The 14,371-nt window shown below is 64.2% G+C and carries 11 protein-coding genes; 6 read left to right on the top strand and 5 right to left on the bottom strand.

The genetic code is table 11. From position 1 onward, the window contains the following. Positions 1 to 60 precede the first annotated feature (60 nt). From pgk to KEM60_RS15900, 4 genes are all read left to right on the top strand, one after another. Complete coding sequence (gene pgk / locus KEM60_RS15915; RefSeq protein WP_219232388.1) at positions 61 to 1,269, top strand: phosphoglycerate kinase; 1,209 nt, start codon at positions 61 to 63, stop codon at positions 1,267 to 1,269. 14 nt (positions 1,270 to 1,283) lie between these two features. After that, positions 1,284 to 2,075 carry a triose-phosphate isomerase gene (gene tpiA, locus KEM60_RS15910; protein ID WP_255574742.1) on the top strand — a complete coding sequence of 264 codons (792 nt, stop codon included), beginning with the start codon at positions 1,284 to 1,286 and terminating at the stop codon, positions 2,073 to 2,075. A gap of 154 nt (positions 2,076 to 2,229) precedes the next feature. Beyond that, positions 2,230 to 2,475 (top strand): preprotein translocase subunit SecG, encoded by a 246-nt coding sequence (gene secG / locus KEM60_RS15905; protein WP_219232386.1) that lies wholly within the window; start codon positions 2,230 to 2,232, stop codon positions 2,473 to 2,475. A 54-nt stretch (positions 2,476 to 2,529) separates the two neighbouring features. Then, positions 2,530 to 2,880, top strand: coding sequence for an RNA polymerase-binding protein RbpA (locus KEM60_RS15900; RefSeq protein WP_219232384.1), 351 nt, complete (start codon positions 2,530 to 2,532; stop codon positions 2,878 to 2,880). 87 nt (positions 2,881 to 2,967) lie between these two features. Here the strand turns inward: KEM60_RS15900 and KEM60_RS15895 are convergent, their stop codons facing one another. Genes KEM60_RS15895 through tkt form a run of 4 tightly spaced genes read right to left on the bottom strand, consistent with a single transcriptional unit; the run spans position 2,968 to position 9,036 of the window. Beyond that, a complete protein-coding gene (locus tag KEM60_RS15895) occupies positions 2,968 to 4,236 on the bottom strand; it encodes a glucose-6-phosphate dehydrogenase assembly protein OpcA (RefSeq protein WP_219232382.1) in 1,269 nt (422 codons plus the stop codon). Further along, a complete protein-coding gene (gene zwf / locus KEM60_RS15890; RefSeq protein WP_219232380.1) occupies positions 4,233 to 5,777 on the bottom strand; it encodes a glucose-6-phosphate dehydrogenase in 1,545 nt (514 codons plus the stop codon). Before zwf ends, KEM60_RS15895 begins: the two co-directional genes overlap by 4 nt. Continuing rightward, the gene (gene tal / locus KEM60_RS15885; protein WP_219232378.1) at positions 5,774 to 6,886 is read right to left on the bottom strand and encodes a transaldolase; all 1,113 of its coding nucleotides are present in this window, start codon (positions 6,884 to 6,886) and stop codon (positions 5,774 to 5,776) included. The genes zwf and tal overlap by 4 nt, the downstream gene beginning before the upstream one ends. After that, positions 6,886 to 9,036, bottom strand: a complete 2,151-nt coding sequence (tkt, locus tag KEM60_RS15880) for a transketolase (RefSeq protein ID WP_219232376.1) — start codon at positions 9,034 to 9,036, stop codon at positions 6,886 to 6,888. Before tkt ends, tal begins: the two co-directional genes overlap by 1 nt. A gap of 264 nt (positions 9,037 to 9,300) precedes the next feature. Between tkt and KEM60_RS15875 the strand changes: the two genes are divergently transcribed. Next, positions 9,301 to 10,254 carry a heme o synthase gene (locus KEM60_RS15875; protein WP_370626392.1) on the top strand — a complete coding sequence of 318 codons (954 nt, stop codon included), beginning with the start codon at positions 9,301 to 9,303 and terminating at the stop codon, positions 10,252 to 10,254. Between the two features lie 38 nt (positions 10,255 to 10,292). Here KEM60_RS15875 and KEM60_RS15870 read toward each other — a convergent pair whose 3' ends face one another. Beyond that, a complete protein-coding gene (locus KEM60_RS15870) occupies positions 10,293 to 11,327 on the bottom strand; it encodes a heme A synthase (protein ID WP_255574740.1) in 1,035 nt (344 codons plus the stop codon). 121 nt (positions 11,328 to 11,448) lie between these two features. Between KEM60_RS15870 and KEM60_RS15865 the strand changes: the two genes are divergently transcribed. Beyond that, positions 11,449 to 14,310 carry a biotin/lipoyl-containing protein gene (locus KEM60_RS15865; RefSeq protein WP_219232372.1) on the top strand — a complete coding sequence of 954 codons (2,862 nt, stop codon included), beginning with the start codon at positions 11,449 to 11,451 and terminating at the stop codon, positions 14,308 to 14,310. Positions 14,311 to 14,371 lie beyond the last annotated feature (61 nt).

The raw sequence follows: 14,371 nt of genomic DNA, 5'->3' as shown, positions 1-14,371 counted from the left end.
CGACCCGGCCACCCGACGCACGGTGCTTTTCCCGCCCCACCCGCCATCGCGAGGAGAACGATGAAGACCACCGCGGACTTGGTCGGACAGGACCTACACGGCAAGCGCGTGCTTGTCCGTAGCGACCTGAACGTCCCGCTTGACGACGCCAAGAACATCACCGATGACGGACGTCTGCGTGCGTCGGTTCCGACGATCAAGGCCCTGACCGCTGCCGGTGCCGCCGTGATCGTCGTCGCGCACCTGGGCCGCCCGAAGGGATCCCCAGACGAGAAGTATTCGCTGAAGCCGGTCGTCACGCGCTTCTCCGAGCTCCTCGGCCAGGATGTGAAGTTCGCCGAAGACACCGTTGGCGATTCAGCGAAAGCCGTCGTCGCGGGCCTGCAGGACGGCGAGATCGCGTTGCTGGAGAACCTGCGTTTCAACGCGGGGGAGACCAGCAAGGACGACGCTGAGCGCGGTGCGTTTGCTGATCAGCTCGCGGCGTTGGCCGACTTCTTCGTCTCTGACGGTTTTGGCGTGGTGCACCGTAAGCAGGCCAGTGTCTATGACGTTGCCACCCGGCTGCCGCACTTCGCTGGTGGCCTGGTGGGTGCTGAGGTGGAGGTGCTCAAGCGTCTCACCGAGGAGCCTCAGCGCCCCTATGCCGTGGTGCTGGGGGGTGCGAAGGTCGCCGACAAGCTCGCGGTTATTGCCAACCTGATGAAGACCGCTGATCGGCTCATCATCGGTGGCGGGATGGCGTACACCTTCCTTAAGGCCCAGGGCTACGAGGTGGGCACCTCGCTGCTCGACCCGGAGAAGGTCGAGACGTGCGCGGCGTACCTGAAAGAAGCCGAAGCCCAGGGCGTTGAGATTGTCCTGCCGGTGGATACGGTCATCTCCCCGGAGTTCTCCGACCAGGTGGAGACCAAGATCGTGCCTTCCACCGAGATCCCCTCGGACTGGATGGGCTTGGACATCGGTCCGAAGACCCGCGAGTTGTTTGCCGCCAAGATCGTCGAGAGCAAGACCGTCTTCTGGAATGGACCGATGGGCGCCTTCGAGATGGCTCCGTACTCCGGCGGCACCAAAGCCATCGGGCAGGCGCTCGTCGACGCGACCGCATCAGGCGCGTTGACCGTGGTTGGCGGTGGCGATTCAGCAGCGGCAGTGCGCCAGCTGGGCTTCACCGATGACCAGTTCGGCCATATCTCCACCGGCGGCGGCGCCAGCTTGGAATACCTCGAGGGCAAGACCCTCCCCGGCATTGAGATCCTCGACAACTGAAGGGCATGACCACCGTGACGACGCGGACCCCGCTGATGGCGGGCAACTGGAAGATGAACCTAGACCACCTGCAAGCGACGCACTTGGTGCAGAAGCTTGACTGGTCCCTCAAAGACGCCAAGCACGACTACGCGACTGTCGAAGTGGCGGTCTGCCCGCCGTTCACGGACCTGCGGACGGTGCAGACCCTCGTTGACGGCGACAACCTGGAGCTGAAGTACGGCGCCCAGGACATCTCCCGTTACGACGATGGTGCCTACACCGGCGAAGTGTCCGGGCCGATGTTGGCGAAACTCGGCTGCACCTATGTGATCATCGGCCACAGCGAGCGTCGGGAATACCACGCTGAGTCTGATGAGCTGCTCAACGCGAAGGTGAAGGCGGCCTACCAGCACGGCCTGACCCCGATCCTGTGCTGCGGTGAAGGTCTGGATGTGCGCAAAGCTGGGCAGCAGGTCGCGCACACCCTCGGCCAGATCGAAGCAGATCTCGCGGGGGTGCCCGTCGAACAGGCCAAGAGCATTGTCATCGCTTACGAACCGATCTGGGCGATCGGCACCGGAGAGGTCGCGACCCCCGAGGATGCACAGGAAGTGTGCGGTGCCATTCGCGGCAAGCTCGCGGAGCTCTACGACCAGGCCACTGCCGATGGCATTCGGATTCTGTACGGCGGCTCTGTGAAGTCGAGCAATGTCGCAGCGATCATGGCTCAGCCAGACGTGGACGGCGCCCTGGTCGGTGGCGCCTCGCTGCAGCCTGAGGAGTTCGCGGCGATCTGCCGTTTCACGGAGCACGCGGCAGCCTGATCGCCACGCACGTTCTGTTCTGCGCCCACCCGAGTGCCAGGTCGACACGCGATCTGGCACCCGGGTGGGCGCATCCCTCCGGACACCTCGTCCGGTACCATGCACTCGTGCCCCCTCCGGGGCTCCTCTCTGAGCCGGACAAGGTGACTCTCGCGTGGATGTTCTGAAGATCGTGTTGCAGGTGTTCCTGGTGTTGGGCGGGGTCTTCCTGACCTTCTTGATCTTGCTGCACAAGGGCAAGGGCGGCGGCATGTCCGACATGTTCGGCGGCGGTTTCTCCAGCACGATGGGTGGTTCCTCCGTCGCGGAGCGTAACCTCAACCGGATCACGGTGACTGTCGCGCTGGTGTGGTTCGTCTGCATCGTCGGGATGGGCTTGCTGGAGAGGTTCGCCAAGTAACTCGGTGGATCCCCGGCCCGGGCGCCAGGGATCCTGACCTTCAGGAGCGCGGGAATGTCGGGTGCGAATGCCATTCGGGGGAGTCGTGTCGGGGCCGGTCCTCTCGGGGAGGCTGAACGAGGCGAATCAGCCCCGCGCGTGGCGATCTCCTACTGGTGTGCTAATGGGCATATGACACGGCCGAGTTTTGCCGCTGAGGCCACTGCGATGGTTCCCGAAACCTGGGAATGCCCTCGCTGTGGTTTTCCGGCAGGGCAGGATCAGCTCAATCCGCCGGAGCCGTTTCGGGTCGAGCCATATAAGACCCATCTGGCTTATGTGAAAGAGCGGAGGACCGACGCCGATGGACAGGCGATCCTCGACGAAGCCTTGGAAACGCTGCGGGACCGTGGCCTGATCGTCTGAACGTGATCGATGAGTGGTGGAGGCCGGAGTGGTGGAGGCCGCGCCGATGAGACCAATGACCTCCACCACCTCAGGCCACCTGGTGGGTCACTCCGCCTTGTCAGACGACGTTCCCCGGCTGGGCGCCTTCCTGCGCATCCCTGATGATGGTGTGCGTGACGCTTTCGAGGAAGGCCCTGACGCCGCGCTACGTTTCGATGACCGTTTGCGTTGCGACGCTGCCAGTTCTTGCTGCTCCTGACGGATTTCCTCTGCCCTCACCTCAACGCGTTGCCGGACGGCGGCAGTGCCGCTGCGATCTGGTGGTGGCGCAGCCGTGACCATGGCCGCACTTCCGTGATCTGCCGCCGTTCGTTGCAACTCGGCGACCATCTCGCGGGCACCGTCCAGTGACGGCGCCAATCCTTTGTCGGTGGCCTCCGACGCTGTCATGCTGGCTTTGCCTTTGAGCAGGGGCAACCCGTGAATCAACGCTTCCTGATAAACCTCGTCAGGGTCGAGACGGGCTAACTCGTCAGCGAGGCACTCTTCGTCGCTTCGTCGAGCCATCGCCACCCGTCGCGGTGGTTGTCCGGGGTGTGACAGCACCGCGATCAACCCGTCTGGGCGGATCAGATCGATCGGACCGGAGTCGCGGGTCATCCGTACTGACACCAACCCCGTGCCTGCGGGCGAACGACCGCGAGTGACCGGGCATCGCAGGGCTCGTCCCAACCAGGCAGCCAATAAGTCCGTTGACCCGGAGTCCAGGCCGCCGCAGACGCTGACATGGGTGACTGGTTCGAACGGCGGCTGCTCCAACGCCGCCGCCAGGATGCTGCGCCATCGGGTGGTCCTGGTCCACACCAGGTCAGTGTCACCGTCGGTGTAAACCTTCGCGCGCGCAGCAATAGTTTTGGCCGGGTCAGAGCTGTGCTCAGCATCGGTGATACGACGATGCGCCAACGCCCCTACCGGGTCAGCCGCTGGATTCTTTGGAGCCTCATATGGCCACCACGCGACCACCGGTGAGTCTGGGAGCAGCAAGGGCATGACCACAGAATCCGCATGGGCGTTCAGATCGCCGAAGAGTCGCAGGACGACGATCTCGGACGCACCGGCGTCCCCGCCGACACGCAACTGGCCGTCCAGCCGGGAGACGCCTCGGCGTGTGCTGTTGACTACGCAGACGATACGACTGGGATGTTGGTGGGTGGCCTGCGTGGCGATCTTCAAGATCTCCTCGGCGTGTTGGTCGTCCACGACCACCACTAAGGTCAGCACCCTGGATAGCGCCATCGCGCCGGTGTCTTCGCGGATGCGACGTAACGTCCCGGAGAGGGTGGCGACAGTGGTGCCGGGAAGGTCGACAATCATGGCATCCTCCAGACTCGGCCGTCACGGGCCAGCATGTCGTGGGCGCACGGCGGTCCCCACTGGCCTGGTGGATAGTCCTGTGGCGTTTCACCGGACTCGGCCCAGGCAGTGGTGACTGGGTCAAGGATCTGCCAGGACAATTCCACTTCCTCGTGCCGGGGGAATAGCGGGGGGTCGCCTAAGAGGACGTCCAGGATGAGACGTTCGTAGGCTTCCGGGCTGGATTCGGTGAAGGCTCGCCCATACCCGAAGTCCATGGTGACGTCGCGGACCTCCATTTGCGCGCCAGGCACTTTCGCCCCGAAACGCAACGTTGTTCCTTCGTCAGGTTGGACCCTGATGACGAGGGCGTTTTGGCCGAGTTCTTCTGTGGCACTCTCGGTGAATGGCAGGTGCGGAGCCGGGCGGAACACTAACGCAATCTCAGTGACCCGTTTTGCGAGGCGCTTGCCGGTCCGTAGGTAGAACGGCACTCCGGCCCACCGGCGAGTCTGCACCTCCAATTTCAGAGCGGCGAAGGTCTCGGTGGTCGAGTTCTGTGGCACGCCTTGCTCGTCGGTATACCCGGTGACAGGTACTCCGGCTTGCCATCCCTCGGCGTACCGGCCACGAGCGGTGCATTCCTCGACCGGCCCAGCCAACCGCACGGTGGACAGGACTTTCTGTTTTTCTGCGCGCAGATGCTCAGCTTCGAAGGAGACCGGCTCTTCCATCGCGGTCAACGCGAGGAGTTGGAGGAGATGATTTTGGATGACATCGCGGGCAGCGCCGATTCCGTCGTAATACCCTGCCCGACCAGCGATGCCAATGTCTTCAGCCATCGTGATTTGGACGTGGTCAATATGGTTGCCATTCCATATCGGTTCAAAAAGTTCGTTGGCGAAGCGCAACGCCAGCAAGTTTTGAACGGTCTCTTTGCCCAGGTAATGATCGATGCGGAAAACCGCATCTGCAGGGAAGACGCTCTCCACGATGGTGTTGAGTTCTTGGGCGCTGGCCAGATCATGGCCGAAGGGTTTCTCAATGACCACGCGTCGCCACGCCGTTCCATCAGCAGTGGCCAATCCACATCGCTGAAGTTGCCGGCAGACTGGACCGAATGCTGACGGCGGGATGGAGAGGTAGAAAGCGTGATTGCCGCCGGTGCCGCGTTGCTCGTCGAGGAGATGGACCGTCTGGGCGAGCAGGTCAAATGCTGCGTCGTCGTCAAAGGTTCCGGGGACAAACCGGATCCCTTCGGCGAGTTGTCGCCATACTTCTTCCCGGAACGGTGTCCGGGCGTGCTCCCGTACGGCGTCGTACACGACTTTGCCAAAATCCTGGTCTTCCCAGTCGCGCCGGGCAAATCCCACCAGGGAAAAACCGGGTGGCAACAATCCCCGGTTGGCCAGGTCATAAATCGCTGGCATGAGTTTTTTGCGGGACAGGTCGCCGGTCACCCCGAACATGACCATGCCGCAGGGCCCCGCGATCCGTGGCAGACGTTTGTCCCGAGGATCACGTAGCGGGTTCAGGCCCGGTCTGATCGGGGCGGGCTTCATGCGTTCACCTGTCGCAGCGCAGCTGAGACGCTGTCCAGCAGCTGCGCCCACGAAGCGTCGAACGCGTCCAGGCCCTTCTGTTCGAGCAGCTCCATCACCTCCAGGTAGGAGATGCCGAGCCGTTCTATGTCATCGAGAAGAGCCGCTGATGCCTCACAGGTGCCCTGGACGGTATCGCCACGACATTCGCCGTGATCGGCGATCGCTTCTAACGTGGCTCGAGGCACCGTGGTCACCACCCCTGGTGTCACGAGTTCGGTGACATACATCGTGTCCGGGTACGCCGGATCTTTCACTCCGGTCGAGGCCCACAAGGGGCGCTGTGCTCGGGCTCCATCGCTCGCCAAGCACGACCATCGGGGAGTAGTGAAGGTTTCTTGATGGGCGTGGAAGGCTAACCGAGAGTTGGCGAGCGCAGCCTGGCCGGTTAACTGCTGGGCTTCAGGGGTCCCCAGAGCCTTGAGACGACTGTCGATTTCGGCGTCGATGCGGCTGACAAACAGGGATGCCACTGAGTGGATGCGGCTCAGGTCGTGGCCGGCGAGGCGGGCTTGTTCCATGCCGGTGAGGAAGGCATTCATGACAGCCCGGTAGCGGTCCAGCGAGAAGATCAACGTGACATTCACGCTGATCCCCTCGCCGAGCACGGCGATGATCGCCGGCAGACCTTCGACGGTCGCCGGTATTTTGATCATCACGTTGGGCCGATCGACGACCTGCCATAGATGGCGGGCCGCTTCGATGGTGCCTTGGGTGTCCCGGGCCAGGCGGGGGTCCACTTCAATGGACACCCGCCCGTCCTGTCCGTCGGTGCTGTCGTAGACAGGACGTAGCACGTCACAGGCTTGCCGGACGTCGTCGGTCGTGATCTCGAGGACCGCTGCGGCAGGATCAGCGCCAGTGGCAGCGAGCCGATCCAATTGGGAGGCGTAGGCGTCGCTCCGCTCCACGGCGGCGGCGAAGATCGTGGGGTTCGTGGTGACCCCGACGACTCCTCGGTCACTGACCAGCCGTTCCAACTCGCCTGTGTCGAGCATGGATCGGTCTAAGTCGTCCAGCCAGAGGGAGACCCCGGCCCGGGTGAGGGCCTCCCAACGTGCGTGCGTCATCACATGCCTCCTACTTTCGACATCGATTCGCGCGCCGCGGTGACGACGCTCTCGGCGGTGAAACCGTACTCTTCGAACAGCTTGCTCCCGGAAGCAGACTCACCGAAATGGTCGATGCCCACAACAACGCCGGCGTCGCCGACGTACTCGCGCCACAGCCCTGGGTGAGCTGCTTCTACGGCGACGCGGGCACGAACCGTTGCGGGCAGGACCTGTTCGCGGTAGTCCGCATCCTGTGCCTCGAACCATTCCAGACATGGCATGGAAACCACCCGCACCTTGACTCCTTCTGCGGTGAGTCGTTCGTAGGCGTCGACGACCAGAGACACTTCAGATCCGGTGGCCATCAGGATCACCTCGGGAGTGCCGTCACAGTCAGCGAGGACGTAGGCCCCGCGGCTGACGCCTTCGGCGGAGGCAAAGCGGGTCCGGTCGAGGGTGGGGACGGCCTGCCGGGTCAGCAGCAGGGCCTTGGGGTCTTCCTGGTCGGCGAGGATGGTCCGCCAGGCTACGGCGGTTTCGTTGGCATCAGCTGGCCGGACGACCTGCAGGTTCGGGATGAGACGCAGGCTGGGGATGTGTTCGATGGGCTGGTGGGTCGGCCCGTCTTCGCCGAGACCGACCGAGTCGTGGGTCCACACGAACACCACCGGCAGTTTCTGCAACGCGGCCAATCGGACTGCCGGACGCATAAAGTCGGAGAAGGTGAGGAAGGTGCCGCCGTACGGGCGGGTCAGTCCTTCTAGGGCGATCCCGTTGAGGATCATGCCCATCGCGTTCTCCCTGATTCCGAAGTGCAGGGTGCGGCCGTATGGTCCGCCCTGCCACATCGAGGTCTGGTGTGCGGTGGGGATGAAGCTGGGCTCACCGGTCATGGTGGTGTTGTTGGACTCGGCGAGGTCAGCGGAGCCACCCCACAGTTCGGGCATGACGTCTTTGAGGGCGGTGAGGATCTTCCCGCTGGCGGCGCGAGTCGCGATGCCCTTGGTGTCGGCGTCGAAGGTGGGGAAGGCCTCGGCAAATCCTTCGGGCACGTCCTGGCGTTGCAACCGCTCCAGTAGCGCGGCCCGCTCCGGGTTCGCGGCCTGCCAGGCATCGAAGGCCTGCTGCCAGCTGGCCCGGGCAGCGCGGCCGTGCTCGGCGGCGTGGGAGCGGGTGTGGGTGATCACGGCGTCATCGACGGCGAAGGCGCGGTCTGGGTCGAACCCGAGCAGGCTACGTGTCGCGGCGATTTCCTTCTCGCCCAGCGCGGCACCGTGTGATTTGCCGGTGTCCTGCAGGGTCGGGGCGGGCCAGGCGATGATGGTGTCGAGGATGACGATGGTGGGTTTGTCAGTGATCTGGCGACCAGCGTCGATGGCCGCGGCCAAGGCGTCGATGTCTTCGACGTACGGCATATCAGCGGTGGTGGGGCGCCAGGACACGCGCCGCACGTCCCAGCCGTAAGCCTCAAAGCGTCCGGCGACGTCCTCGCTGAACGAGATATCGGTGTGATCCTCGATGGAGATGAAGTTCGAGTCGTAAATCAGGGTGAGGTTGCCGAGCTGCTGGTGTCCGGCCAGGGAGCAGGCTTCGCTGGCGACGCCTTCTTGCAGGCAGCCGTCGCCAGCCATCACGTAGATGTGGTGGTCGAACGGGCTGGTCCCGGGAGCGGCCTCTGGGTCAAATAGTCCGCGCTGGCGGCGCTGTGCCATCGCCATCCCAACCGCGCTAGCCAATCCGGATCCGAGGGGCCCAGTGGTGATCTCCACACCGGGGGTGTGGCGGACCTCAGGGTGTCCGGGGGTCTTGCTGCGGAAGGTCCGCAAAGCTTTGATGTCGTCTAGTTCCAGGCCGATGCCAGCCAGGTACAGCTGGACGTACTGGGTCAGGCTGGAATGTCCGTTGGACAGGACGAACCGGTCACGCCCCAACCACAGCGGGTCAGCGGGGTCGTGCCGCATGATGTTGTGGTAAAGCAGGTAGGCGGCGGGGGCCAGGCTCATCGCGGTGCCGGGGTGGCCATTGCCGACGTTCTGCACAGCGTCAGCGGCGAGTAGGCGCGCGGTGTCCACGGCGCGCACATCCAGGTCGGACCAGCCGACCTTCGCGCAGATCGGTTGGGGGAGTGCGGGGTCGCGCAGGATGGGGGATGACTCGGACACGGACATGTTCTCCTTCGTCTCAGCAGGCGGAGTGCGCACCGTACGACGGTGTCGCTGCTGGTCGCCGTGCCGGCTGAGCCGAATGCCGGCGCCCACACTCGAGCCTACCCATCCTGCCCGGTGGACAAACAACGTGATCGCTTGAGGCAGACAGGGCGGTGCCGACACGTAGACTGACCGGACATGCTCGCCGACTCACTTGAAAGTGCAGGTGGGGCGGCTATGAGGAGGCTGGGACCGCCTCACTCCCACCATTGTCAGAAGGACGTCGTGACAGCGTTGCATCCCCGAGGAGAGACCGACCCTTCGACGTCGACGACGGCGAAGGCGACCTTCGGTGACTACATGTCCTTGGTCAAACCACGGATTATCGAGTTGCTCCTGGTGACGACTTTCCCGGTGATGGTTTTGGCCCAGCGCGGGGTGCCCTCGTGGTGGCTGGTCGTGATGACCTTGGTCGGGGGGACCCTGTCAGCGGCTAGTGCCAACATCCTGAATTGTTATCTGGACCGAGATATTGACCGGTTGATGCATCGCACCGAACACCGGCCGTTGGTGACGGGGGTAATCTCTCCACGACGTGCCTTGACCCTCGGCGTCGTGGTCGGGGTGGCATCGGTCGTGGTGCTGGGGGTCGGGGTCAACTGGTTGTCCGCGGGTCTGTCGTTCGCGGCCATCGTGTTGTATGTCGGCTTCTACACGGTGTTGTTGAAACGTCGTACGTCGCAGAACATCGTGTGGGGTGGCGCCGCGGGCTGTATGCCGGTATTGATCGGGTGGGCTGCGGTGACCGATGGATTGGCGTGGCCTCCGGTGGCCTTATTCCTGGTGGTGTTTTTTTGGACGCCGCCGCACTATTGGCCGTTGTCGATGCGTTTCAAGGACGACTATGCCGCAGCGGGGGTCCCGATGCTGCCGGTAGTCGCGCAGGACGCGCAGGTAGCCCGTCAGATCGTCTGGTATGCGTGGGCGACTGCCGTGACGTCGTGGGTGTTGGTCCCGGTGGCGTCGATGGGATGGGTGTATACGCTGTCTAGTCTGCTGGCCAGCGGCATTTTTGTGGCGGAAGCACACCGGTTATTGGCGCGTGCGAAGAATCCAGAAAACACCACGTTGACATCATTACAGCCAATGCGGTTGTTCCACTTTTCGATTAGTTACCTGACCGTTTTGTTTGTGGCAGTGGCGGTCGACCCGCTGGTGCATTTCCCGCTGCCCTGGTAGGCCAGCGCCGTCGTACGGTGGCGGTTTCCCGTAGTTGTCTACGGGTGGTGGACCCCAGAGGCAGGGGCGCTCTCGTCAGTGGTCAGTGGATGGTCAACCGACAGCGGTACGGCGGTGCGGGACGCGGTGACCGCGAAGGTGACCGTCGCGATCAGCACGGCTGAGATCAGCAGGTGCACCGCGACCAGACCGATCGGAAGCTGCCGTGCGTATTGCAAGTATCCGACCGCTCCCTCAGCCAGGGCGATAATCAACACCAAGGACCACCAGCGCAGTAGCGGAGAGGCTGGGATAGATCCTGGCGAGGTGTCTGTGGGTTTGATGGTGCTCTGCTGGTGACGTCGCCCGAGGAAGAGCACCAGCAGGACACATCCGACGAAAATCCAGACTGCTGCCGCGTGCAACCGAGATGTGGTGACCGGATCAAACCCGAAACGTACCGGCTCAGCAGCGTCTCCAGAATGCGGCCCTGAACCGGTCACCGCTGTCCCCAAGGTCACCACGGCGGCGAACGCGATCCCCGTGAAGACCGCAACCCGTCGGATCAGCGGTGAGACCGGAACATGCTGCACCGATGGGCCTTCGTCATACCGCACGATTAACCACGCCGAGAATGCCACCAGGGCTGCCGATAGCAAAAAATGCGGTGACACCGTCCGCGGGTCGAGTTTGGTCAAGACCGTAATGCCACCAACGACCGCCTGGGCCAGAACCCCAGCCAACGGGACCAGCGACCATCGAATGAACTGCGGATCCTCAGTCGTGTCCTGTCGCCAATATTTCCGCACCACTTCAACGAGCACCCACACCGTGACAGCGAGCAATACAAAGGTGAGCAGGCGATTGCCGAACTCCACGAAAACATGCCATCCCTGAGCTTGGTGCGAGACCGGCGTAAACGATCCAGGGGTGCACTGCGGCCACGTCGGACAGCCCAGGCCCGAGCCAGTCAATCGCACCAGGCCACCGGTAACGATGATCAGTGCCTGGCAGAGCAGGTTCATCAGCAGCGCGATCCGAAGACGGTCGGTCGAGACATCAGAGGGGCGGTTCGAGGTGAGGTGGTCGAGCACGGGCTCATGCTACGGGGGTGCACCGCACCGAGGGGTGCTATGTCCCGATGAATCCGCATAGCCACGCTGACCCATCGTGGGGACGTGCCCTACGACGGTCAGGCGGAACCCACAGAACCACGTGCCGTCTTTTGGAGGACACCTCCAAACCGGCGGGTCACTTTCCACCGTCACACCCATCGACTGTCTCACGGGGCGCCCGTTCGTCGCAGCCATCACGCTCTTCGTCGCCAATGACAGCTACTCAGCGGTCATCATGGCTGGCTGGCAGGCTCCCACCACACCGGGGAGCTCCGCAGGTCAGCACTATCGTCGCCGACACGACCGGCACAGCATGGACAGGCCAGCTGGCATGGCATCCGCCGGATCGACGATCACGACGACGAGGAGCAGATGCTCGATGGGTGGACAACACACGACGGTCGGGACGACCCGCCGAGTAGCCGTCCTGGACCGCGGGGTAGCAGCACAACGGATCCTGACCGCCCTGACCTCCCTCAACGCCACCGACCCGTCCCAACGATGGGTCACCGTGCTCGTCACCAACGACCCGCCAGACACCGAGCCGTGGTACGCCCGCGATGCTGACGACATCCTCCACCTCAGCCACAGCGCCGCCTCACCGCAGACCCCAACAGCCACCGCATCGATAGCCACCGCGTTACGCGCCGCGGACATCGACCACGCCTGGATCGCCCCCTCCCCAAGCGTGGACCCCGCCGCGCTCGCCACCGCCCTCCGCGACGTGGGCATCGGCACCCTCGGCGCTGACATACCCAGTTGGCGCCAATGGCACACTCCACCCAACCCGCTCACTGACGAGCACAGGCCAGGCCGGACTGTGGAACTGCTGGTATTGCGCGACACCACCGGCCAATGCCACGTCCTGGGCCCCGCAGAGATCAGCCACGACGGTCGCCACCGGCCGATCCTCGTCGCACTGCCACCCCACGGCCTCACCGCCACAGACATCGCCACCATCCAGGACGCCGCCCGGCACTGTGCCCACCACGGCAACCTTGTCGGCGCACTCACGGTGCACTTCCGCCAGGACCTCACCGGGTGGACCATCACTGCGACAGAGCCTGCAGGACACAGCCGAAACGCGTTCTGGGATCACGTCACCGGGCACGACCTCATCGCCCTAGCCGCCAGCATCACTACCGGAGGCGACCTCCCCGCCACCTTGGAGATCACCACCGGACACACCCTGCAGGCCCGGCTACTCACTGATGCCTGCGATGCCGACCATCATTTGACGAGCAGCACGGTCGCCATGGTCGCCCCACCGCATGGCGTCGGGGTGCACACCGACCTCATCCTCCGAGAAGGGGACCACGTCAACCCGCACCTCGACCCAGATATCGCCACCGTCACGGCTCACGGCAGCGACCCGACCCAGACCCGTCACCGAGTCCGCGCTGCCCTAGAACAACTCACCGTGGTCCTCACCACGTGCACCACCAACCGCACTGACCTCATCCAACGACTCGACAGCACAGCCCCCGAGGCAGCCCACGACCAGCAGCACACCACCTCCGAGACCGACCCCCTCGCCGTGGTCATCGCCGCCGTCGAAGCCTACGAACAGGACCTGACTGAAGCTCGCCTCGCATTCCGTGCCAGCGCAGCCCGAGGCCGCCCCCATCCCTTCACCCAGCAAGGCGTCGACCTCACCCTCACCTACCAAGACCGTCATCACCAGGTCCATGTCAGCAGGGTCGCCGCCGCCACCTACCAGGTCCGTGGGCGACGCACCACCACTGTCGATGTCCACCGGAAAAACCCCTACCAACGTCGCATCACCCTCAACGGTCAACGCCACCGCGCCGTACTCAGCCCTCTGCCCGATCGACTCCACCTTGAAATCGACGGCACCGCCCACGACGTGATCCGCCTCGACGAGATCGCTGTCCGCGCCCCTGCTCCCGCCCTCATCTGCGCGATCACCGCCACTCCCGGCCAATACGTCGACAAGGGATCCCCGATCGCCGTCGTCGAATCCATGAAAATGACGACAACGATCACCGCCCCCCTTGCCGGGACGATCCTGTCGGTCCCCGTCCTCCCACATGAACAAGTCGCCCCAGGAACCCCCCTCGTCAGAATCCGAGCAACCCCGACCATCACCCCACCCGCCGCTGACAGCCCCGACCCCACTACCCCAAGCGCAGACGGCCCCCCACGCGACCTCTTCACCCGAATGCGCGACCATCTCCTCGGATACGACCAAGACCGCCTCGGCCCAGCAACCTGGGAAGACGACTACCGCCAGCTCACCACCGCGGACCCCACCAGCAACGAACTCCATACCGCCGAAGACGCCCTCCTCGACCTCTTCGCCGACCTCGGATCCCTCTACCGCCCCCGCACCGAAACCCGTACGTCCGACCCTGACGACACCACCGCCTTCAGCAACACCCAGGAATACTTCCTCACCTACTTGATCTGGCTAGACGCCGACCGAGCCGGACTACCCCTGCGCTACCGCGCCCGCCTTGAACGAGCCCTCAACCGATACGGCATCCACACCACCAGCGACCCCGCCGCCCTGGACGAGGCCACCTTTTGGCTCCACCGCTCCTTCTCCCGCGTGCCCGCCATGGTCCCCCTGGTCATTCACATCCTCCAACGCCGCCTGGACACCGCCCGCACCCACCCCGAGCACATCACCCAAGTCTTCAAAGGCCGCCTCGAACGCCTCATCCGCGCCACCCGCGGCCGCCAACCCGCAGTCACCGACCTCGCCCGCGACATCCTCTTCCACCTCTACGACGAACCACTCCTGACCCGCACCCCCCACGAGCCTCCCACCCACCGCCCAGCAGACCACCTCGACCTCTGGCGACTGGAAAACTTCACCCTCACCCCACTCCCCGCCCCCGACGACATTCACCTCTTCGACGCCATCGCCCACGACAACCCTCAGGACCGACGACTCTTCGCCATCGCTGAAATCCACCACCTCACCCCGCACACCTGACACAGCCGACCGCGCCCTGAGCCGCCTCACAGCCAGCCTCGACCGAGCCCTGGCCAAAGGC

Source organism: Austwickia sp. TVS 96-490-7B, from assembly GCF_019331795.1.
Classification (GTDB): domain Bacteria; phylum Actinomycetota; class Actinomycetes; order Actinomycetales; family Dermatophilaceae; genus Austwickia.
The sequence above is the reverse complement of the archived record's forward strand: the minus strand, read 5'-3'. Positions and strand labels throughout refer to the sequence as shown.